At 39.4% G+C, this 21,078-nt stretch carries 18 protein-coding genes and 1 tRNA gene; 10 read left to right on the top strand and 9 right to left on the bottom strand.

The window, feature by feature from the left end; all coding sequences use genetic code 11:
• The first annotated feature begins 129 nt into the window (after positions 1-129).
• The 4 genes from ACFI4Z_RS13860 to ACFI4Z_RS13845 all read left to right on the top strand — a co-directional run bounded on the left by ACFI4Z_RS13860 (position 130) and on the right by ACFI4Z_RS13845 (position 5,863).
• Entirely contained in the window at positions 130-2,190 is a 2,061-nt protein-coding gene (locus ACFI4Z_RS13860) for a M13 family metallopeptidase (protein ID WP_462671105.1), read from the top strand.
• 163 nt (positions 2,191-2,353) lie between these two features.
• A complete protein-coding gene (locus ACFI4Z_RS13855) occupies positions 2,354-3,235 on the top strand; it encodes an NTP transferase domain-containing protein (RefSeq protein ID WP_462671104.1) in 882 nt (293 codons plus the stop codon).
• A gap of 49 nt (positions 3,236-3,284) precedes the next feature.
• Positions 3,285-4,358, top strand: coding sequence for a phosphotransferase enzyme family protein (locus ACFI4Z_RS13850; protein WP_462671168.1), 1,074 nt, complete (start codon positions 3,285-3,287; stop codon positions 4,356-4,358).
• 140 nt (positions 4,359-4,498) lie between these two features.
• Positions 4,499-5,863 carry a Gfo/Idh/MocA family protein gene (locus ACFI4Z_RS13845; protein ID WP_462671103.1) on the top strand — a complete coding sequence of 455 codons (1,365 nt, stop codon included), beginning with the start codon at positions 4,499-4,501 and terminating at the stop codon, positions 5,861-5,863.
• 215 nt (positions 5,864-6,078) lie between these two features.
• Here ACFI4Z_RS13845 and traF read toward each other — a convergent pair whose 3' ends face one another.
• Positions 6,079-7,272: a conjugal transfer protein TraF gene (gene traF / locus ACFI4Z_RS13840; protein ID WP_462671102.1), complete on the bottom strand. Its 1,194-nt coding sequence runs from the start codon at positions 7,270-7,272 to the stop codon at positions 6,079-6,081.
• 216 nt (positions 7,273-7,488) lie between these two features.
• Here traF and ACFI4Z_RS13835 point away from each other — a divergent pair, with 216 nt between their 5' ends.
• Complete coding sequence (locus ACFI4Z_RS13835) at positions 7,489-7,962, top strand: redoxin family protein (RefSeq protein WP_462671101.1); 474 nt, start codon at positions 7,489-7,491, stop codon at positions 7,960-7,962.
• 86 nt (positions 7,963-8,048) lie between these two features.
• On the opposite strand, the gene ACFI4Z_RS13830 is transcribed toward ACFI4Z_RS13835, so the two are convergent.
• The gene (locus tag ACFI4Z_RS13830; protein WP_462671100.1) at positions 8,049-10,172 is read right to left on the bottom strand and encodes a S8 family peptidase; all 2,124 of its coding nucleotides are present in this window, start codon (positions 10,170-10,172) and stop codon (positions 8,049-8,051) included.
• A gap of 314 nt (positions 10,173-10,486) precedes the next feature.
• On the opposite strand from ACFI4Z_RS13830, the gene ACFI4Z_RS13825 reads away from it, so the two are divergent.
• The 5 genes from ACFI4Z_RS13825 (at position 10,487) to ACFI4Z_RS13805 (ending at position 14,933) form a co-directional block, all read left to right on the top strand.
• Positions 10,487-11,671: a BaiN/RdsA family NAD(P)/FAD-dependent oxidoreductase gene (locus tag ACFI4Z_RS13825; RefSeq protein ID WP_462671099.1), complete on the top strand. Its 1,185-nt coding sequence runs from the start codon at positions 10,487-10,489 to the stop codon at positions 11,669-11,671.
• A 225-nt stretch (positions 11,672-11,896) separates the two neighbouring features.
• A tRNA-Ile gene (locus ACFI4Z_RS13820) sits at positions 11,897-11,973 on the top strand.
• 216 nt (positions 11,974-12,189) lie between these two features.
• Positions 12,190-13,476: a hypothetical protein gene (locus ACFI4Z_RS13815; RefSeq protein ID WP_462671098.1), complete on the top strand. Its 1,287-nt coding sequence runs from the start codon at positions 12,190-12,192 to the stop codon at positions 13,474-13,476.
• Positions 13,477-14,031: 555 nt separating this feature from the next.
• Positions 14,032-14,757 carry a zeta toxin family protein gene (locus tag ACFI4Z_RS13810; protein ID WP_462671097.1) on the top strand — a complete coding sequence of 242 codons (726 nt, stop codon included), beginning with the start codon at positions 14,032-14,034 and terminating at the stop codon, positions 14,755-14,757.
• Between the two features lie 8 nt (positions 14,758-14,765).
• Entirely contained in the window at positions 14,766-14,933 is a 168-nt protein-coding gene (locus ACFI4Z_RS13805) for a hypothetical protein (protein ID WP_164835547.1), read from the top strand.
• A gap of 55 nt (positions 14,934-14,988) precedes the next feature.
• On the opposite strand, the gene ACFI4Z_RS13800 is transcribed toward ACFI4Z_RS13805, so the two are convergent.
• The 7 genes from ACFI4Z_RS13800 to ACFI4Z_RS13770 form a co-directional block, all read right to left on the bottom strand.
• On the bottom strand, positions 14,989-15,234 hold the full coding sequence (locus ACFI4Z_RS13800; protein ID WP_462671096.1) for a hypothetical protein: 246 nt from the start codon (positions 15,232-15,234) through the stop codon (positions 14,989-14,991).
• Between the two features lie 104 nt (positions 15,235-15,338).
• Positions 15,339-16,304 carry a tyrosine-type recombinase/integrase gene (locus tag ACFI4Z_RS13795; protein WP_462671095.1) on the bottom strand — a complete coding sequence of 322 codons (966 nt, stop codon included), beginning with the start codon at positions 16,302-16,304 and terminating at the stop codon, positions 15,339-15,341.
• 242 nt (positions 16,305-16,546) lie between these two features.
• Positions 16,547-16,969, bottom strand: coding sequence for a BLUF domain-containing protein (locus ACFI4Z_RS13790; protein ID WP_462671094.1), 423 nt, complete (start codon positions 16,967-16,969; stop codon positions 16,547-16,549).
• A 127-nt stretch (positions 16,970-17,096) separates the two neighbouring features.
• Positions 17,097-18,314 (bottom strand): organoarsenical effux MFS transporter ArsJ, encoded by a 1,218-nt coding sequence (gene arsJ / locus ACFI4Z_RS13785; RefSeq protein WP_462671167.1) that lies wholly within the window; start codon positions 18,312-18,314, stop codon positions 17,097-17,099.
• A 3-nt stretch (positions 18,315-18,317) separates the two neighbouring features.
• The gene (locus tag ACFI4Z_RS13780; protein ID WP_462671093.1) at positions 18,318-19,328 is read right to left on the bottom strand and encodes an ArsJ-associated glyceraldehyde-3-phosphate dehydrogenase; all 1,011 of its coding nucleotides are present in this window, start codon (positions 19,326-19,328) and stop codon (positions 18,318-18,320) included.
• Between the two features lie 16 nt (positions 19,329-19,344).
• A complete protein-coding gene (locus ACFI4Z_RS13775; protein WP_462671092.1) occupies positions 19,345-19,836 on the bottom strand; it encodes a phosphatase domain-containing protein in 492 nt (163 codons plus the stop codon).
• 14 nt (positions 19,837-19,850) lie between these two features.
• Positions 19,851-20,690 (bottom strand): metalloregulator ArsR/SmtB family transcription factor, encoded by an 840-nt coding sequence (locus ACFI4Z_RS13770; protein WP_462671091.1) that lies wholly within the window; start codon positions 20,688-20,690, stop codon positions 19,851-19,853.
• Between the last annotated feature and the right edge of the window lie 388 nt (positions 20,691-21,078).

Raw genomic sequence — 21,078 nt, 5'->3', positions numbered from 1 at the left:
ATTAAAATCGTTTGCCAATGCCCAGTCATATATTGTTTTGTTGATCAGGTTTAATATAGTGGATGCAAATAGGTTGATGAGGTTTATCGCTTCTACGAATTCAATCAATAATTAATAAACGAGGCTTTCATGAAAAAAGTAACGCTTACGGCAGCTAGTATTGCACTGGCATTAGGTTTAGTAGGGTGCGGGGAAAAACAACAAGCAGAAATGGTAGCACCTCAAACGCAAGTCCAGCAATTAGATTCAGGGATAGAACTGGCTAATATGGATAAATCAGTTCGAGCGCAAGATGACTTTTACTATCACGTGAATGGTCAGTGGTTAGAGACAACAGAGATTCCGGGTGATAAATCTAATTATGGCTCTTTTACACAGCTATATGACGACTCTCAAAAAGCAATGAAGGCTGTATTAGAAAATGCAGCAGCGAATAAGTCTGTTAAAGCTGGTACTGACGAGTTTAAACTAGCCGCATTTTATAATAGCTATATGAACGAAGCTAACCGTGAAGCGCTTGGCATTCAGCCTTTAACGCCTGTGTTAATGAATATTGATGAAGTTAAAGCTAAAAGTGATTTGGTCATGTTAATGGCCCAGTTACGTATTCAAGGTGGTAGCGTACCGTTTGGTTGGTATGTTAACAATGACGCTAAAAATTCAAGTGAATATGCTCTTTATGCTTATCAGTCAGGTTTGGGCTTACCTGATCGTGATTACTATTTAAAAGATGATGAAAAATTTAGCAAAATACGTGAAGAGTATAAGGCATACATTACTGCTGTGCTTGAACGAGCAAATGTAGAAAATGCAAAAAATGCCGCAGATACAATCTTAGCGTTAGAGAAAACCATTGCACAGGCACAGTGGAGCAGAGTGGAAAGCCGCGATGCAACTAAATCTTATAATAAGATGAGTATATCTGATGCGAGTAAGCTTACAGGTACATTTGATCTAGAAGCATATTTTACAGCCTCAGGTGTGGACTCAACAGATATTATAGTGGGGCAGCCTAGCTACTTTGAAAAGTTTGCCGGTATTTATAGCGACACGGATTTAGATACGTGGAAAAATTATCTGAAATTTCATTTCGTTAATAATTATGCAAGGCTGTTAAACAAAGATTTGGTTAACTTAAACTTTGATTTTTACAGTACCACCTTGCGAGGTGTAAAAGAGCAAGCTCCACTGTGGAAAAAAACGGTGGATGCCTCTAACAGTGTGTTGGGCGAAATTTTAGGCAAGGTTTACGTTAAAGAAAACTTCCCGCCTGAAGCCAAAGCACGAATGGAAGAGTTAGTCGATAACGTGATTCTAGGCTATGGTGTTGCTATTGAAAACCTAGAATGGATGAGTCCTGAAACAAAATTAGCAGCCAAAGAGAAGCTGGACAAGTTCACGCCTAAAATTGGTTATCCCGACAAGTGGAAAGATTACTCTAAGTTGGAAATCAAATCGGATGATTTGGTTGGAAATTATATTCGCTTTAGTGAATGGTCATACGCAGATATGACGGCGAAGCTTGGTCAACCTGTTGATCGGTCTGAATGGCATATGACTCCACAAACGGTAAACGCGTATTACAACCCGGTTAATAATGAAATAGTATTCCCAGCAGCAATATTACAACCACCGTTCTTTAATTTAGAGGCTGATGATGCAGTAAATTATGGGGCAATCGGTGCTGTTATTGGACATGAGTTAGGGCATGGTTTTGACGATCAAGGTGCTAAATATGATGGTGATGGTAACTTGCGCAACTGGTGGAGCGAATCAGACCTCAAACAATTTGAAGAGCGTACAGCGCAGTTAGTTGCACAATATAATGAATATAAGCCATTTGAAGATGCAGCTGTCAATGGTGAGCTAACATTAGGCGAAAACATTGGTGACTTAGGTGGTTTAACCGTTGCCTATACCGCATACCAATTATCATTAGGTGAAACCAAAGCGCCTATCATTGATGGGTATACTGGTGAACAACGCTTCTTTATGGGTTGGTCACAAATCTGGCGTCGTAAATACCGTGATGAAGAGTTACGCAACAGACTGATGACTGACTCTCATTCACCGAGCCATTATCGCGTTATTGGTATTTTGTCTAACATGCCTGAGTTTTATCAAGCATTTGATGTCAAAGAAGGTGACAAAATGTACATAAAACCAGAAGAACGAGTAAAAATTTGGTAATAATGTTGGAATAAATACCAAGACGTTCATGCTTAAGTGTTTAAACGGTGGCCTATCAAGCCGCCGTTTTTATTGTGTAGCTGTTATTTCCTCTAGGCGTTCAGCTAGACCTATTATTGAAAGGTGGTACAATTCTTCCCAATAAAAATAATATGAGTTAGTCATGGAAAAAAGTAAACACTCGCTGAGTTTGGTTGTACTTGCCGGTGGTTTAGGTAGTCGCTTTGGTGGTAATAAGCAAATTGCAGAAGTGGCTGGACTAGGTTGTACAATAATGGAATTGAGTATCGCTGATGCACACTCTGCGGGAGTTACTCAAGTAGTACTTGTCATTAACCAAAATGTTAGAGCTGAGGTTGAAAACACAATCTTACCTCGATTACCACAAGGGCTAGAGGTGCTACTTGTAGAGCAACATATTGATTCAGTCCCACAGCGCTTTGTTGATTTAGCTAGCAATAGAGTTAAACCTTGGGGCACAGGTCACGCATTATTATGTGCTAAAGAGCACATTAAAAACCCAGCTATTGTGATTACTGCAGATGACTACTACGGGGCTTCGTCATTTAAATTACTCAGTGACCATTTTAAATCTGAACAAAGTTGGGCCATGGTCGGATACCCTATAGAGGCCACATTATCAACACGAGGGGGTGTTAACAGAGGCATCTGCCAAGTTGATAGTGGTTATTTACAAGGGGTAGAGGAGTATTTAGATATCACTCAAAGCGATACGGGGTTAACAGGATTAAATCCACTCGGTGAGCAAAAACAAATAGCGTTGGGAGCCTTAAGCTCAATGAGTTTTTGGGGCATTACTCCTACTCTACTTGAGCGTTTGGAGCATGGTTTTGTTGAGTTTTTAGAAATGGATGACAGCGATGTCAAAAGAGAGTATTATTTACCCGATCAAATACAGTGGTCAATCATTAACAATAAACAAAAAGTGCGCGTTTATACGGCCCAAGAGTCGTGGTATGGCGTGACTTACAAGTCTGAGTTACAGGATGTTGCAGGGAAATTATATGAACTACGCCATGGATGAGGTAATCCCATCCCAGCCCTTTTCTGGGCACGAAAATAGTGAAATAGGTATGAAGTTAGACCCAGTTGCGGTGCAGTTGTCAGAAAGCTTTGGGCTTGGCAGTCAATGTGTAAGCATTAAACCAATCGGTAATGGCCATATTAATAGCACCATGCTATTAACGATGCCTGAGAAGTCATTGGTAGTACAGAAGTTAAACACAGAAGTATTTCCAGAGCCGGAGATGTTAGTTAAAAATGCTCGACTTATTGAGCGTCATTTAACTAAAAAACACCAATCAGGAAATTATGAGTTAGACATCATTAGGCATGTACCTACTCAGTCAAGTGATTTCTTAGTTGACTGCGATCAAGGTGTGTGGCGTGCTCTCGAATTTATTGGCGGCAGTTATAGTGAAGATGTAGTAGCGAATACTTCACAAGCAGAAATTGCCGCCAATGCGTTTGGACAGTTTGCAGCAGCGCTCGAGGATTTTGATGCTGAGCAACTGCATCATGTTATTCCTGATTTTCATAATTTAGCAATGCGCGGCAAAAACTTCAAAGCAGTGATAGAGCAAGATCCGGCATCACGTTTGGCGAGTTGTCAGTCAGAAGTGGACTTTTGTTTATCTCAGTTTGGTTTGATTGATGAATTAAAAGCTCTGGCAGGAAACGTACCTGTTAGGCCATGTCACAATGATACAAAAATTAATAACATGTTGTTTTGTAATAAGTCACATACGGCCAAGGCTGTTATTGATTTAGATACTTGTATGCCTGGATATTGGTTGTATGATTTTGGCGATATGGTGCGTACTTTTTGTTCTCCAGAAGAAGAAGATTCAACTAATCTAGATAATGTACGTGTGCGCGAAGAGATTTTTGCAGCTGTGGTAAAAGGCTATATTGAGCCATTAAAAGGCCTAATTACTGACGAAGAGAAGCAAAGTTTCTGGTTGGGTACAAAAGTGATGACCTTTATGATCGGCCTGCGCTTTCTTACGGATTATATTGATGGCGACAATTATTTTGCGACAAAACACGCAACACATAACCTTGAGCGTGCGCAAAACCAATTTGCACTTTACCGTGATATCATCGCTAAAAAGCAAATACTCAAAGCAATCATAAGCGACGTTTAATTAATAAGCCTAGCGTGTCTTGCGCTAGGCTTAACTTCTCATTCCTCAGCTCACCGCATATTCTTGCTAATTACCTTGGTCTACTTTACCTCTACAGCTATCTTAGGTAAGTTAAACTTAGGTTTATCAAGGAAAAAATAATGAAACAGTTTAATCGCCGCGACTTTCTAAAAGCCGCCAGTGCAGCTGCCGCTGCTAGCGTTGTTGCCGGATGCGCAACATCTAATACTCCCATAATTCCAGCGCAACAAGGGCAGTCAGTTATAGGCTTAATAGCACCAAAAATGGATGTTGTTCGGGTCGGCTTTATTGGTGTTGGCCAGCGAGGGTTTGGTCACGTAAAAAGAATGAGCCACATTGATGGCACTCAAATTGTTGCAATATGTGACACCCATGATGAAGTACTTGAGCGTTCAGCAAACTATCTAACTGAAAATGGTTTTATAAAGCCAGCCTTATATTCTGGGGCTGATAACGCTTACCAAGCAATGCTCGAACGAGATGATATCGACATTGTGATTATTTCTACACCTTGGGCTTGGCATGCCCCGATGGCAATAGACACAATGAATAGTGGCAAACATGCATTTGTTGAGGTGCCACTTGCGTTAACAGTAGAAGAAATGTGGCAAATTGTTGATACGGCAGAGCGTACACAAAAGAATTGTATGATGATGGAAAACGTCAACTATGGTCGTGATGAGTTGATGGTCTTGAATATGGTTCGTCAAGGTGTATTTGGTGAGCTATTGCACGGCGAAGCGGCTTATATTCATGAGCTTCGCTGGCAAATGAAAGAGGTTACTCATAAAACGGGTTCGTGGCGAACGGCTTGGCATGCAAAGCGTGATGGCAATCTATATCCAACCCATGGTTTAGGGCCTGTTTCACAGTATATGAATATTAACCGTGGCGACCGCTTTGATTTTTTAACCTCTATGAGTTCACCAGCGCTTGGCCGAAAAGCGTACGCAGAACAAGAGTTCCCGCCTGAGCATCAACGAAACCAGCTTAATTATATTGCCGGAGACATGAACACTACACTTATCAAAACAGTGAAGGGACGAAGCATCATGGTTCAGCATGACACTACTACGCCAAGGCCTTACTCTCGTCATAATTTAATACAGGGCACAAATGGTGTCTTTGCAGGCTTTCCAAACCGAATCGCACTAGAAAAAGGGAGTGAAAAAAGCTTCCATGAGTGGGATCACGATATGGCTCCATGGTATAAAAAATACGATCATCCATTATGGCTGAAGATGGGCGAAGAAGCGCAAAGAAACGGTGGGCATGGGGGTATGGACTTTCTGATGTTTTGGCGCATGATTTATTGCTTGCGTAATGGTGAAGCATTGGATCAAGATGTATACGATGGTGCTGCGTGGTCAGTTATTTCGCCATTATCAGCTCAGTCAGTGAGTAATCGTAGCGACTCTGTAGATATCCCCGACTTTACCCGAGGCGCATGGAAAACAGCTCTACCTTTGGGTGTTGTTGGATAAAATAGTGTTTACTTTAGATTTGAAAAGGATAGGGTGTTTAGTAAACAACATAAACTTTGCGAACCTATAGCTAGCAAGAGATTATTGATTCGGGATAACTGTGCAATAATTGAAGCTACACTAAAAGGAGAGTGTCCTATTGGTGTAGCTTCAGTAAAAGTACATGGTGTAATTAAGTTTAAACTTATTAATTCACCTCTTAACCTGAGTTCTGGTTAAATAGTAAATGCTAATTGAATACCTGCACCAAGCTCGTTGTCATTAGCTTTTTGAGCTGTTACATCTAAACGAACGGTACCAAACGGTGAGAAACCAAGGCCAACACTTACAAAATCATCCTGCTCGCCTTTGAAGTCATGTGAATAACCTGCGCGAAGTTGTACCCAGTCAAAACCATTTAGTTCTAGACCTACCCGGGCATATTGGCTTTTTTCTTCAAGGCTCAAACGTTCTGCTGCATTTAGGTCAACGTCTGCTGCAAATGTAACCGTGTCATTTGTATAAGCAACGCCTAATTTAAACTCTGGCCCTACGGTATAGAGCGGAGTCAGGCCTCTATGGGAGATCGCTTCAAACTCATTTTCAATTAGATTGGTAGCCGTGAAACCAAGAGTAACGTTTTCCATTAACTCTGTAGCTAAACCAAAGTCGAGATTAAATTGGCTATCTGACTTAGTGTAATCATTGGCGTCAAAGTCGTCTTCATCAAACTCATCAACACTTGCGACATAGTTAAAAGTATCAACCTGTTGAAACTTAGGTGTTAAACTCCAATAAACTGTTTGCTCAGAAAAGTTATATTGATTGGTATAAGAAAAACCTACATCAGCGATATAAGCACCCACAAATTGGGTTTGTGAATCGATATTTTCAAGTTCTTCCGCGGTATCAGCATTGGCGATAATTACTAAATCGTTATCGTTAATCATTACGTTAGCAACAAGATCAAAGTCAGCATTTACAAAAAGCGAAAATCCACCTGCCTGAGTTGGAATCGCTGTAGCTGCGGCAATATTACCTTCAACAAAAACCTGACCATTTAAGCGGGCTAAATTGGTGGCAACTTCAGCTCGTGTACGTTTTAATTCCTCTTCAGAAAATCCACCATTTTGGAAATTACTTTGCTCTAGTAAATCAGATAACTTGTCAAAGCTATCTTGGAATTCATCTATAGAGTCAAATAGCTCGTCTTGATCTTGAACCTGAAAATTCACGCTTGGCAATAAAATACCAAAGTCATCATTTTCTTTTGCAGTTTTTTGCAGCAGAGCAGGGTTAGCAATACTTGCGGATAAATAATTCGATGAAGCAACAGATGTGCCGCCCATGGCATGAGATCGAGTATCTGATGCTGCAAGTGCAGCTGACGAACTAAGTGCAAGTAGAGTCAGTGAAAAAATGGCTTTCACGCTTGTTTCCTTATATAAACGATTTGAGAGACTTCTGAACAAATATTTTAGGTCGCGATTTTAGCAGTTATATAGGCTATAACTAGTATTTATTGCAAAAAACGGCACTTTCTGCAGGAACTGTAAAGTATCATTTTTTAAATTTATTAAAATTCATCGCATTGTTATTATTTGCACTTTACACTTAGTATCCATACCAAAGTTAAGGAAACAAAAATGATCACCCAAGGCCACACTTTACCCGCAGTAAGTTTAACTCAATTAACAGAAGATGGATTGCAAACCCTCAGCAACAATGAACTATTTGCTGGCAAAAAAGTAGTGCTATTTGCGGTACCTGGTGCGTTTACTCCAACGTGTTCTAATGCGCATTTACCTGAATTCATTGCGCTTGCAGATAAAATTAAAGCCAAAGGCATTGATGCTATTTATTGCGTATCAGTAAACGATGCTTTTGTAATGAAAGCATGGGGTGAGCAGCATAATGCGCAAGCAATTGATATGCTTGCGGACGGTGATGCAAGTTTCACTAAAGCCCTTGGCTTAGATAAAGACACAGCAGGGTTTGGCGGTGTACGCTCAACGCGTTATGCAATGGTTGTAGAAAACCAAACTGTGACTGGTTTGTATGTTGAGCAAGATAAAGAGTTTGCAGTGAGCCGTGCTGAGGCAGTGTTAGCTTCACTTTAGCAAAAAAGCCGAGCAAAGCTCGGCTAAAAATTACCAGGGGAACTGGATAAAGAAAAGCCTAATAAACTTGGCTTCTCTTTTATTACTTAAGGTTGATACTGTGCATCAATTGTTAAGCCTGAGAATGTTCTGTAGGCGTTAACGCTCATGTGCCAAGTACCTGCTTGTGGGTTGCTAAATGTACATGTTTCAGCATTACCATTTTTATATGGACGACAATCATAGCTTGACGATGTTGGTTGGCTACCAAACTTAACAAATAAGTCAGCATCACCTGAACCGCCTGACGTTGTCACAGTAAAGCTTGCCATACCTGCTGGCACATCTAACGTATAATGTTTCCATTGGCCTGCATTTGCAGATACATTTTCAACTGTACCGCCACCTGCTTGTGGAGTACCTGAACCACCGCCAGACGTTGTTAAGTTACCAACTAAACTTACGCCAGAATACGCAGAGTAACCGCGTAGCATTACGTGGTAAGTACCCGCTGCTGGGTTGTCGATAGAACATTCTTCGCTGTTACCACCTTTATATGGACGACAATCATAAGTTGACGTTGTAGGAGCGCTACCTGCGCGTACATATAAGTCAGCATCACCTGTACCACCACTCATAGTGAAAGTCACATTAGTTGCACCGCTTGGAACAGTCATTGTGTAGAAAGTTTCGCTGCTAGCAGCGCCATTTAAGCCGGTTTGTGCTTGGCCATCTAGCAACTCATTACCGCCTGGTTGTGGTGGTGTACCACCTGTTGCAGCAGCTACAGCTGCGGCAGCATCAACAATACCTGTTCCGCAATTGTTACATGTTGCAGCAAATGAACGAGTTGTTGATTTTAAAATGCTTTCAATTTCATCAGGCGTCGCAGATGGTTTAGCTTGCTTAATAAGTGCAGCTACACCAGCAACATGAGGTGCCGCCATAGAGGTACCTTGAGAGTAATGGTAGCTATCACTTGAAGGACTTGATGAACCTGAGTTATGTGTTGAAAGTACCCCCTCAGAATCATTCGCAAAACTTTGTGCGCCACCAGGTGCCGCAACATCTATATTGCTACCGTAGTTAGAGTAGTAAGCACGACCACCGTTACGACCAACTGATGCAACATTTACCACGCCGCTACAGTTACCTGGGTTATAGTTTGCAGAGTTATCATTGTCATTACCAGCCGCAATAACAACTACCGCACCATTACCACGTGCTTGGTTAATTGCAGACTGTGTTGTTGAACTGCAAGACCCCGCGCCGCCTAAACTCATATTAATTACATCTGCAGGGTTTGCATTACTCGGTACGCCAGATACAGAGCCACCCGATGCCCAGATAATACCGTCAGCGATATCTGAAGTTAAACCACCACACTTACCAAGTACACGAACAGGAACAACTTTAGCGTCGTAAGCAACACCAGCCACACCTTCACCATTGTTAGAAACAGCTGCAACAGTACCCGCAACATGAGTACCATGCCAGCTAGAACCTTGCGCACCATTGTTACCACATTCGCCTGCTGCAACAGCATCACCTGGATCGCGTGCATCATTATCACGGCCACCGCCATCATTAGCTACAAACGTATCAGAAATCATATCGTAGCCGGGTAAAATATTACCGTTTAAATCAATGTGCGGACGATAACCAGTATCTAGTACCGCAACGGTAACACCGCTACCAGTTGCTGTATCCCAGGCTGTTGGTAGGTTTAAACCACCTGCTTGTTCAAAGTAATGCCACTGATCTGAATAACGAGGATCGTTAGGCGTTGCAAAAGGCTTCAGCATTTGGTCAATTTCAATGTACTCAACGTTACCGGTTGCAATTACATCTTGCATGTATTCTTGTGCCTCAGAAGCGCTTAATTTTTTGTCTGCACGCATAACGTGGTGGTTAGATAAAGCCATTGCACGAACATACTGCGCTTTTACTTTACCTTTTTTGCTTGTAAAGTTTTTAACAAAACCTTGCGCTTTTTTGTTCATCATCTGTGGGCTAGCATCCATAGCCGAAAGCGTCGCCATTTCACCTGAGTTGTTTTTGTATTTAATAATGAAACGCGTACCCAGAGGATCTTGCCCTTGAAGCTTTGCTGTTGTTTCAGCCATTGACGGCATAATTGATTGGCTTGGATTAGCCATGCTGGTTGTTGCAGTAAATAGCGTACCCAATGTAAGTGCTAATGCACATTTTTTAAAACTTGTTGTTGTCATAATTATCCCTAGATTGTTATGTATTGCTTCACAATGAATTATTGTGAAGGGGTACAAAAGTAAACGATCTGTTAAAACTGTGAAAATAACGTTTCGTTATGTCTGTCTCTATTTTGGTTATATAGAGATGTTTATATGGCTAAAAAAATACTTTTGGCTTTATTTTCATGTTGCTTTATAATTATAAAGTACTGATTTTTGATGTGGCGATAATCCCGATAAAATCTTTATTGTTATTAATTTAATAGTTAAATACATCTCAGTTTGTCGTGCTAAGTTTGTTATAATTCAAAAAAATTTAGCGAGAAAAGTAAATGACCCAAGTAGATGTAATAGTGATAGGTGCCGGCGCCGCAGGTTTAATGTGTGCTGCACAAGCTGGTTACCGCGGACGCAATGTTACGGTGCTTGATATGGGTAAAAAACCAGGACGTAAAATTTTGATTAGTGGAGGAGGGCGTTGTAACTTCACTAACGAGAATGCTAGCCCTGATAATTACCTTTGCGGCAACCCTCATTTTGTTAAATCATGCCTAAGTCGTTATACCCAGCATGACTTTATTGAATTGGTCGATCGCCACGGTTTAGCCTATCATCATAAAACTCTGGGCCAGTTATTTTGTGATAACAGTGCCCAAGACATTGTTAATATATTGCTCACCGAATGTGAGTGGGCGGGGGTTAATATTGCGCTTCGTAATGAAGTATTAAACGTAGCAAAAACCGATACTGGTTATCAAGTAACCACAGAGCAAGAAACCTATCAGTGTGAGTCACTTGTTGTTGCTGCGGGTGGCTTAACAATGCCAAAGCTTGGTGCCACACCAATAGGTTATAAGGTTGCTGAACAATTTGGTTTGAACGTATTGCCAACAATGGCGGCACTTGTACCATTTACCTTGCACCAACATGATAAAGACCGCTTTGAAGGATTATCAGGTATTAGTATTCCATGTATTGTTAGTAGCGAAGATGGCACGACTTTTAAAGAAAATATTCTGTTTACTCATCGTGGTTTGTCCGGCCCTGCCATATTACAAATAAGCTCGTTTTGGCGTGCGGGTCAGGCAGTATCAATAAACTTATTGCCAGAGCTTGATTTAAAAGAGCAACTAGCAACATGGCGAGAAACCCAAGCACAAAAATCATTAAAAAATAGCCTAGCAACGATTTTACCAAAACGTTTTGTTGAAATATTACATGAAAGTAAAGCAATTCCAGATTGTAATATAAACCAGCTTACTCACAGCCAAATTGACGAGCTATCTGATTACATTCATAACTGGCAAATTAAACCTAACGGGACTGAAGGCTATCGCACCGCAGAAGTTACATTAGGCGGAGTAGACACCGACGAACTCAGTTCAAAGACCTTTGAAGCTAAAAAGGCTAAAAATTTATATTTTATTGGCGAAGTAACAGATGTAACAGGATGGTTGGGAGGCTATAACTTTCAATACGCTTGGAGTTGCGGTTTTGCAGCAGGGCAATTCTGCTAGGTTTGATATATGATATGAAGTGGTTTTTAAAGCTTAAATTGCTATAAACACCACTATAAAGCATTGTGGCGATTACTATTTAGGCAGTTGGCTTACAGATTGTTAAAATAAAGGTTTTTGCTAGTGACAAGCCAGTAAAAACTTTTTATACTGCAACCCGCTTTAGTCAATCAAGTGACTAAACGCTTCAAAATTTAGCTGTATATAACACGCTAATATATATGTGGCCCCTTAGCTCAGTTGGTTAGAGCACACGACTCATAATCGTTAGGTCCCCAGTTCGAGTCTGGGAGGGGCCACCACTTTTACACGCTTTCCAAGTAAATACCTACTAATAGAAATTACCCAGTGCTACCTCTGTGCTACTTTTCATATTAAGTCAAAACCTTAGATATCAAAAATATTTATACGTGAAAACTGCAAATTATTTATTCAAATTGTTTTAACTGAGTGTCTATGTATTTAGAGCTGAAATCTATTAACATACACTGAGATTCAATAATCATCAGGAATGTTTAATGGCAAAGTCAAAATGGACCGACTCTTCTTCTGTTAATGAACTTCTTTCTAGAATAGAGAAACTAAAATTAAAAGATGGCCAGCAGTGTGGAATGATCGCAACTAAAAAGAGTTTTAAGTCAGCTTTTAATTCGAAACGGTTTGATAATTACCTAATGCTTCTAAAAGAGTTAGTCCGATTTGATTCTGAAGTTCCTGATGCGGTTAAAGAGCAAATATTACATGATGCTATTTGGCACGCAGCTGATATGGAACAGTTGCAAAGTGGTTATATCGGAGGTCAAATAAAAAGGTTAGAAGCAGAGTATTTGGCAAAAGTATCAAAAAAATACTATTTGATTACTGCAGTATCTATCACTGGTTTAAAAAGCAAACGCTTGATTAAAACCCCTAAATCTATAATAACGATTTCGAAATATTTTCCAAAAAAATTTAAAAAAAGTTATGACTTTCAAGAGGTACATACGATGTACCCTAAAATTAATCAAAAATGTTACTCTTGGGTTGTTATAGAAGTGCGCGCAAGGTGCGAACATGCTGCAGCAGAGGTTGCGCTTGAGCAACTAGACTATTGGCGTGGAATATTTAATATTTTTTTTAATCATAACAATACTAGAACTTCGTTTGGGAAGCCTGCTCCAATCAACAAGATAACCAAATATCCATATCACTCACTTCATATTGAAAATGGTGATAAAGCTTCTCCTTTTTATTGGTTTGACCCAAATTTTAGCTATGAAGCTTCATCATTGAATGTTTCTAAAAGTTATGACAGAGCTAAAGTTTTTTATCATAAGCTATCTAGTGGTATTGAGGGTTGCGGGAGTCGAAAGTTTTTTATTGAAATATTGAATCGTTATTGTGTTTCCCTTGATACTGCAAATATGAATAGTTCATTTTTAGCTATGTGGTCACTATTAGAGTCATTAACATTTACAGGGAAAGAAAATTATGATGTTACAATTGCAAGAACATTAATTTTATTTAAGGATAAATTTCACCTTAGACTTGAGTTAGATCTTTTGCGAAAGAAACGTAATATGGCAATTCACAATGGACAACAATTTGAAGAAGCAGAAAATTATGCTTACTTATTAATGAATATTATTCATGAGTACATATTCTTTTTAGTGGAGGCTATAAGAAAAAGTAAATCCATTGAACAGTTAACGACTGTGCTAGATCTCCCTCCTGATAAGGCCAAACTATTAAAAGCTCGTCAGCAACTTGATGATGAAATAAAAAAATTAGATTTGCTTGAGGACCTTATAAAGATCGAAGGTTAAAGAATTTACCTTAAATAAACCTCAGTAATTTCAGCTCTGAAGTGACCTAGCTCTTGCGATACAGTTTCGAGAGCAGTTGCTCTACTTAAACCTAAACTTTTTAGCTCAGCCATTCTCTCTTGCGCATAGCTATGCCTAAGGCCATGACCGCCATTAGAAAAAAGAGTGTGCGGCTAGATGCTTTCGAGAATGAGCATGACCATTTATGACCACCACCAATATCATAGCGTTGTAAATAGTTTACTTCCCTATCACGTACGCCTTTGTTCTAGCATTAGTAGCTAATGCACTAGGTATTAATACATCTCGGATTAGGCCACCTTTGCCTTTCACTGTGTAAATACTACCTTCTCGACCAAGCCATTTACTGTCTAGCGCTGGACGGCTATCAGCTTTACGCTCTGATACTTTGGCAATTGTTAAAAACTCATACGATTTTTTATCAATAGAAAAACGAGAAGAGGCTGCCCAAACTCATAGGGTATATTCAGAATTTGAATCACTTGCTAATAGGCACTTAAGTGACATAATGAATAGAGAATCATAGGGCTTCATATGACACCAGAAGAATTAGAGCGACAGGCAATTGCCTATGCTAAAAATAATAGGACTCGTATAGCTCGCGAGGTAACAGATAAAGATCGGTTTCCTCCCGATAACAGGCCGGTTTCTGTTTTTATGGCAGGTTCGCCTGGCGCAGGAAAAACTGAAGCTTCAAAAGCTTTTTTAGATGAAATTGGTGCTGATAATGTACTCAGGCTTGATCCAGATGAGTTAAGAGAGCTAATACCTGGTTATACAGGTGATAACTCTTATTTATTTCATCGTGCTGTATCTTTTATTGTTGAGAGAACACTTGATCATGCTTTTAAAAACAAGCAGTCATTTTTGTTAGATGGTACCTTGGCAAGTTATGATGTTGCAGAAAAAAATATTGAGCGTTCTATTCGTAAAGGTCGAAAAGTGCTTATTTTGTTTGTGTACCAAAAGCCAGAGTATGCATGGGAATTTGTTGAAGCCAGAGAGAAGTTAGAAGGGCGTAGAATTTTACCAAATACTTTTATAGATCAATTTTTTGCATCACAAAATGTTATCAAGGAACTTAAATTAAAGTTTGGAAGTCAAATTAAAGTAGATTTATTGGTTAAGAATAACAAGGGTCGAACACGTTTTTACCATGATAATGTTCAGGCAATTGAGCATCATTTAGATGAAAAATTCACTAGAGAAGATCTACAGAGCCTGATAGAATCACCGTCTAGCTCAAAAAACGAGCTTTAGGAGTACCTATGTTTTCAAATTTAATAAAGCCAAAGCAAGCTCAAAATTCTAAGCTTTCAGACTTTGTACTTGACTCAAGTTCAAGTGAGAAAAAGCGAGTTTATAATCAAGTTATTGAGCGAGCAATTTCCTCTCAAGTACAGGTAGTAAACAAAGCACCTGTAGGTCAACGATAATTAATAAAAAGTCCCATATAGGGACTTTTTTGATTTAAAAGAAATTTATAAAATATCAACTTAACAAAGTGCTCATCAGCTCAATTTTTTGTTCCTTAGTTAAGCTTGCTAACAGACTTTTCATTTCACTCATTTGATCGTCAGGCTTTTGTTCAATCAAACCTGAATATTTGGCTATTGTTTCTGTTACCTTTTCTGCTGGCTCTTTAAGCTCTTCAGCGGTTAAAATTAAATAGCCAGCAGTTACATCACTTTTATCTGTAATATGATTTAGAAGGCGTTTTAGGAGGTACCCTGACACTCCGCTACTCTCAGCCATCGATGTAAATGTGCGCCGCAAATCATGCGAAGTAATTTTTATTCCTGCAATTTGGTATACATGTTTTAACGTTTTTTTAGGATCAGTTAGGTAGCCCTTTTTACTGTTTGTCCAAACACATAGTCAGATACCTTATATTCTTTTCGTCGATTAAATATCTCAGCTAATCGCTCTGTAATTGGAAACTCAACGTTCAATCCGTTTTTTGTATCTTCTAAAATGAATATCCTATCTTCAAGGTGTACTTGTGACCAAGGAAGTTGCAGTAGCTCAGATTTTCTTAGGCCTGAAAAGGTTAAAAACTCCAGATAATCACAAAAACCGACACGACTATTTTGACGATATTTAGCAGCTTCATTTCTTACTTCATATAATGCATCTACAAAAGGTTTTAGTTGTGAACGACGCAGTCTTGTTGTTTTACGCTTTACATTATTCCAGCTTCGTTTTTCAGAAAGTGCATCTACAGGATTTTCTGGAAATAATGAACGACCTTCTGAAGATTTGTATTCAGCTTTAGCAAAGTTAAATAAAGCACGCATTAGGCGCATGGTATAATTTGCCTGAGCAGGGCTTCTTGAGGTGATTTCTCGTTGGCGTTTTAAAATCATTGTTTGATTTATATCGGCTAGGCGCTTGTTATGCAAATCAGGTAGGTAGCAATCTATTTTTTGTTGATACCCCCTTTCAGTTATAGGCTTAAGATCTCTAGATTCAATATATGACTCAAAAGCTTCTTTGAGGGTAATAGAAGCTGCTCTAAATTGGCGCTTAAGGTCGTTCGGGTTTATACCCTCAGCAATATCTGCCATTACTTTACGAGCCATTCGCCTTGCATCATTGAGTGCAATTGATGGAAAGTAACCAAGGGTGATATTAATAGGAGTATCTCTCTCTGGTATCTTTTTATAAACTCTAAATGATTTTTTACCAGCTACGCTCACATCTAAAATGAGTCCTGACAATAGACTGTCATAATAGCGAGTGCGTTTACCGTTTGATTCTATCTTTTCAAGCGACAATTCTGTGAAGCGAAATTTTGTGTCTGACATATGGTGCTACCTCTGTGCTACTTTGAACGTAAAATTTAACGTTCTGAAATACATAATGATTTATGCATCAGAGGTAGGTTTTATTCAATAACCCTATGATATAGCTATGAAAATTAGTAAATAGTTATATTAAAGAGTAACTCGTAGTAAGTCTTTGTTTTGCAACTCATAATCGTTAGGTCCCCAGTTCGAGTCTGGGAGGGGCCACCACTTTTCAAAATTCATTTCTTTTCTAAAATCATTCAGTCTATCGATGGCAATAACTTTTTTAAATCCAACATCATCTTATATGCGCTGTCACCTGATATTTTAAATGGATTAAAATCACTGCTGCCGGAAAATTTAAGGTTAATAGGGCTGCTGCGGCTTGAACAAGGTACATATCCCATGGACCAGTTAGCAAATTCCCTAACAGCAATCTCATCATAGCAAAGTAGGGTTATGTCAGTGTGGCGTTCATCATTTAAAATTCGTTTATAGGTTTGATTTACTTGCGCACGAGATCCCTCTAAACATTGCAAGAAATAGTTACTATTAAAACATAACATACCTGTTATGTGATTTTTGATGTTATCTTCAGATGCTTTTTTGATAATGTGCTCAATGCTTGAGTTTGAAAAGCTTTCTGTAATTCGGCTTGCGTAAATTAAACGAGTAAGGAACATGGGTGCAGTCTTGTAGTTAATTACTGTCTTTAAATATACGATACTTTGATTAAAAAGCTAAAAAAAGTGCCTATTTAGTTACACTTTTTTTAGCATTTAGTCAGCGTAAGCACACTCATTATCGCTGTTAATTGTGTGATTGAGGTAAAAATAAAGATAATATTGCTGCCATTGCAATAAAACTACTTGAGATCCATAAACATGCTTCTAGCCCATACATTTGATATACCCAACCAGATAAAACAGTACCAATGAGTCTGCCCATGGCATTAGCCATATAGTAAAAGCCTACATCTAACGATACGCCATCGCTGTCAGCAAGGCTGACGATTAAGTAGCTGTGTAACGATGAGTTAATAGCAAATACAGCGCCAAATATGAGCAAGCCACCAATAATAGACGCTTGTATATAAAAATCATAATGTAGTGCTAAAGCAATCAGTGCTGGTATGGCCGTTAAGTAACTCGCCCATAAAAATGCGCTGCGGCCACTCGGAACTTGCCCTGACTTTTTCCCAGTAAAGGAGGGGGCAAAAGATTGCACTATGCCATAACCAATCACCCAACTTGCCATAAAGCCACCTACCCACCAATGATCCCAACCAAAGGTTGCGGCTAAAAATACAGGCAAGGCAACCACAAACCAGACATCGCGCGCGCCAAATAAAAACATCCTAGCAGCGGAGAGCACATTAATGGCTTTGCTTTTGGAGAACAGCTCACTAAATTTGGCTTTATTTTTAGCTTTGCCTAAGTCTTCTTTTAAAGCAAAGAGGCTAAATAGCCAGACCGCACTGAGCATACAGATCATACTAAGAATTGCGCCGTGAAACTCCAGTAAGGTGAGTAACAAGCCACCTAAAAAGAAGCCAACCCCTTTGAGTGCATTTTTAGAGCCGGTTAAAATAGCCACCCATTTATATAGCTGACCTTGCGCATCTTTTGGTACAAGGAGCTTAATCGCACTCTTTGCGCTCATTTTGTTGAGATCTTTGGCTATTCCAGATAGTGCCTGCGCTGCCATAACATAAATAACAGTGAGTGCATCAACAGGGACCATGAGCATGGCTAAAGAGGCTATTTGTAAGCCCAAGCCAATGTTCATGGTTTTATTGAGGCCGAACCGAGCGCCAAGCCATCCGCCCACTAAATTAGTGATAACACCAAAAATTTCATAAAACAAAAACAACATTGCTATGCTGAGCGGGCTGTAACCAAGCTGGTGGAAGTACAGCACTACAAGCATACGCAGTGCACCGTCAGTTAGGGTAAACGCCCAATAATTACCGGTAATTATTAAGTATTGTTTTATTTGTGGCGGAAGAGCTTTTAATCGATCCACTATCAACTATTCCTTATCGGCTAGGCCAACTTTACGCACAAGCTCAGCTGTACGGTTTGCATAACCCCACTCATTGTCGTACCACACGTAAAGTTTGACTTGTGTGTCGTTGATCACCATGGTTGAAAGAGCATCAATAACACTTGAACGAGGGTCAGTTTTATAATCGATAGATACAAGCGGGCGTTCTTCATAGCCCATGATGTCTTTAAGCTCACCCGCGGCGGCATCTTTTAGTAAGGTATTTACTTCATCAATGGTTGTGCCACGTTCAAGTTCAAACACACAATCAGTGATAGATGCATTAGTAAGTGGTACGCGAATCGCGTGACCATTTAATTTGCCTTTTAACTCAGGAAAAATATGCGTGATAGCCGTTGCTGATCCTGTCGTGGTAGGAATTAAACTTGTGCCACATGAACGCGCACGGCGTAAGTCTTTATGTGGTGCATCAATAATTGTTTGAGTATTGGTTATATCGTGAATTGTGGTGATTGAACCATGTTTGATACCAATCTTTTCATGAATAACTTTAACCACAGGAGCTAAGCAGTTGGTCGTGCATGATGCCGCCGTAACGATTGGGTAAATATCTTTATTATAAAGATGGTCGTTTACACCCATTACAACATTTAAAATACCGTCTTCTTTTACTGGTGCTGTCACAACAACGCGCTTTACACCTTGATCAAGGTAAGTTTGCAGTAGCGCTTTGGTTTTTATTTTACCAGAAGCTTCAATTACCACATCACATTGTGACCAATCAGTCTCTTGCGTTTTAGTATTTTGACTAAAGCCAATTTCTTTACCATTTATAATAATGGCATTGTCGTTATGGCTTGCTTCGTGATGCCACTTGCCGTGTACTGAATCAAATGTCATTAAGTGAGCGAATGTTTCAGCGTTACCAGCAGGGTCGTTAATGTGGACGATTTCTACATCATCCCAATCGAAAGCTGCCCGCATTGATAAACGACCCATACGGCCAAAACCGTTAATACCTACTTTAATTGTCATGGTTAAGTCCTTAATTTTATAATTGCGAGTTAAAGTAATTTAGTTGCTGTGTATTTCTAAGTGCTTTTGGCCTTATTTGTTGTACCTGTTGAATGATTTTGTCACGAGAGTAACCATGAGTAAGTAAAATAAGCGCAATTACTAAGCCTGTGCGACCTGTGCCGCCTTTACAATGCACCGCAATAGTTGCTTGGTTATTTACTGCGGCTATAACCGCATCTTTATGTAGCAACCATTTTGCTTCAAACTCTTTATTGGGGGCATCATCATCTATTATTGGCAGTTGCAGCCAAGAGATATCATGCTCAGCGCAAATAGTTGGGAGTGACTCGATGTTATTTTTCGTAATCTCATGATCATACATTAGGGTAAGTAGCATGCTGGTGCCTGCTTGTTTAAGTGTGATCACAGACTCTTCAAGGGATGCTTGTTTAGTACCAGGGCAAGGCGTAAAAATAAGCTTTGCGCCATTATCTAACGTTAATGTGTCAAACGGGTGAAGTTGCATTGTAAAATCCTATATTAGCGACAAAAGTCAGCTTTACTTGGACGGTTCCGCATGTTTGCGAGGTTGTCTAGGTTGTTGGCTATCAGTGTGAGGTTATTTTCGGTTGTTTCACTGAGCACTTTTTTGATCCATATAGGTAGGTCCGGATTAATTCTATAGAACACCCATTGGCCATGTTTTCTACCTGTAATAATACCCGCTCGCTTTAAAACAGCTAAATTACGCGACACTTTTGGTTGGCTGTCTTCATGTAGTGCTTCCATTAACTCGCATACGCATAATTCACCGTGATAATTAGTCAGCATCAGGGTTTTTAAACGTATGTCGTCCGTTAAGCACTTATAAAATGAAATAGGATCAATAGTAACGGTATCAAGAGCAAAGATTTGTTCATCAATATGCTGGCTTGATGTCGCCTTATTATTAGGCTGGTTTTTGCTTTCTAAAAGTAGAAACATCGACAAGCGATTGTTTAATTCACTTAATGTGGTCGCAAAAGGGTTATTACAGCATCGTTCTTTAGGGTCTGGGAAGTCCCAAGCGAGTTGTGCCTTGGCGCCAGGGAAGTTACGGCATTCTTTATTTGCTTTATCACAAAGGGTAATAACAAAGTCAAACTCTTGGCCTGAGAACTCATCGACACTTTTAGATTTAAGGCCATCTATTGTCAAACCAAACTTTACAAGTGCATCTAAAGTACGTGGGTCAATCAATTCTGGTGACGTGCCTGCGCTGGAAATATCAAATAACTCGCCTGCTTTGTGACGAAGTAATGCCTCTGCCATTTGTGAGCGAGCAGAGTTGCCAGTACAAAGGAATAAAACAGAACGTTTAGTTGAAGTTTGATTACTCATAAATAACACCTTACATTGAGTATGTAATAAAGTGTATATTCGTTTTTGTGCATATTCAAGTGTGAGTGTACTTTATTAAAGTAATAACTTTAGCTTTAATAGGGTGAATCATAGTTAGCTATTAAGTTAACTTGGTTCTTGGGGTTGTTTTTTGGCTAGTTTAGCTGTGTTTTTATGCTGTTCGTTTGAAAACCATACCAAATGCTAATTAATTACAAATAACTTTTAAAAAACGCTTGCGTAAAAATCTGTTCTCCCTATAATGCGACCCCACTGAGACGGCAGAGCAGGCAACGCTTAGCGAGGCAAGTAAGTCACTTAGTAAGTCGAGTAAAACTTAAGTTTAGATTTCTTAAAAAGTTTAAAATTAAGTGTTGACAAAAAAAAT

This window comes from Pseudoalteromonas sp. RWi3 (assembly GCF_054960735.1).
Note: the sequence above shows the minus strand (reverse complement) of the source record. Positions and strands in the feature narration are given on the sequence as shown.

Bases quoted from the DNA above. Each gene is read 5' to 3' on its own strand.
- ACFI4Z_RS13815 (WP_462671098.1), top strand. From the start codon at position 12,190: ATGGCAAAGTCAAAATGGACCGACTCTTCTTCTGTTAATGAACTTCTT.
- ACFI4Z_RS13790 (WP_462671094.1), bottom strand. From the start codon at position 16,969: ATGTTCCTTACTCGTTTAATTTACGCAAGCCGAATTACAGAAAGCTTT.
- ACFI4Z_RS13795 (WP_462671095.1), bottom strand. From the start codon at position 16,304: ATGTCAGACACAAAATTTCGCTTCACAGAATTGTCGCTTGAAAAGATA.
- ACFI4Z_RS13770 (WP_462671091.1), bottom strand. From the start codon at position 20,690: ATGAGTAATCAAACTTCAACTAAACGTTCTGTTTTATTCCTTTGTACT.
- ACFI4Z_RS13845 (WP_462671103.1), top strand. From the start codon at position 4,499: ATGAAACAGTTTAATCGCCGCGACTTTCTAAAAGCCGCCAGTGCAGCT.
- ACFI4Z_RS13825 (WP_462671099.1), top strand. From the start codon at position 10,487: ATGACCCAAGTAGATGTAATAGTGATAGGTGCCGGCGCCGCAGGTTTA.
- ACFI4Z_RS13810 (WP_462671097.1), top strand. From the start codon at position 14,032: ATGACACCAGAAGAATTAGAGCGACAGGCAATTGCCTATGCTAAAAAT.
- ACFI4Z_RS13830 (WP_462671100.1), bottom strand. From the start codon at position 10,172: ATGACAACAACAAGTTTTAAAAAATGTGCATTAGCACTTACATTGGGT.
- ACFI4Z_RS13855 (WP_462671104.1), top strand. From the start codon at position 2,354: ATGGAAAAAAGTAAACACTCGCTGAGTTTGGTTGTACTTGCCGGTGGT.
- ACFI4Z_RS13850 (WP_462671168.1), top strand. From the start codon at position 3,285: ATGAAGTTAGACCCAGTTGCGGTGCAGTTGTCAGAAAGCTTTGGGCTT.
- ACFI4Z_RS13860 (WP_462671105.1), top strand. From the start codon at position 130: ATGAAAAAAGTAACGCTTACGGCAGCTAGTATTGCACTGGCATTAGGT.
- ACFI4Z_RS13780 (WP_462671093.1), bottom strand. From the start codon at position 19,328: ATGACAATTAAAGTAGGTATTAACGGTTTTGGCCGTATGGGTCGTTTA.
- ACFI4Z_RS13805 (WP_164835547.1), top strand. From the start codon at position 14,766: ATGTTTTCAAATTTAATAAAGCCAAAGCAAGCTCAAAATTCTAAGCTT.
- ACFI4Z_RS13775 (WP_462671092.1), bottom strand. From the start codon at position 19,836: ATGCAACTTCACCCGTTTGACACATTAACGTTAGATAATGGCGCAAAG.
- ACFI4Z_RS13835 (WP_462671101.1), top strand. From the start codon at position 7,489: ATGATCACCCAAGGCCACACTTTACCCGCAGTAAGTTTAACTCAATTA.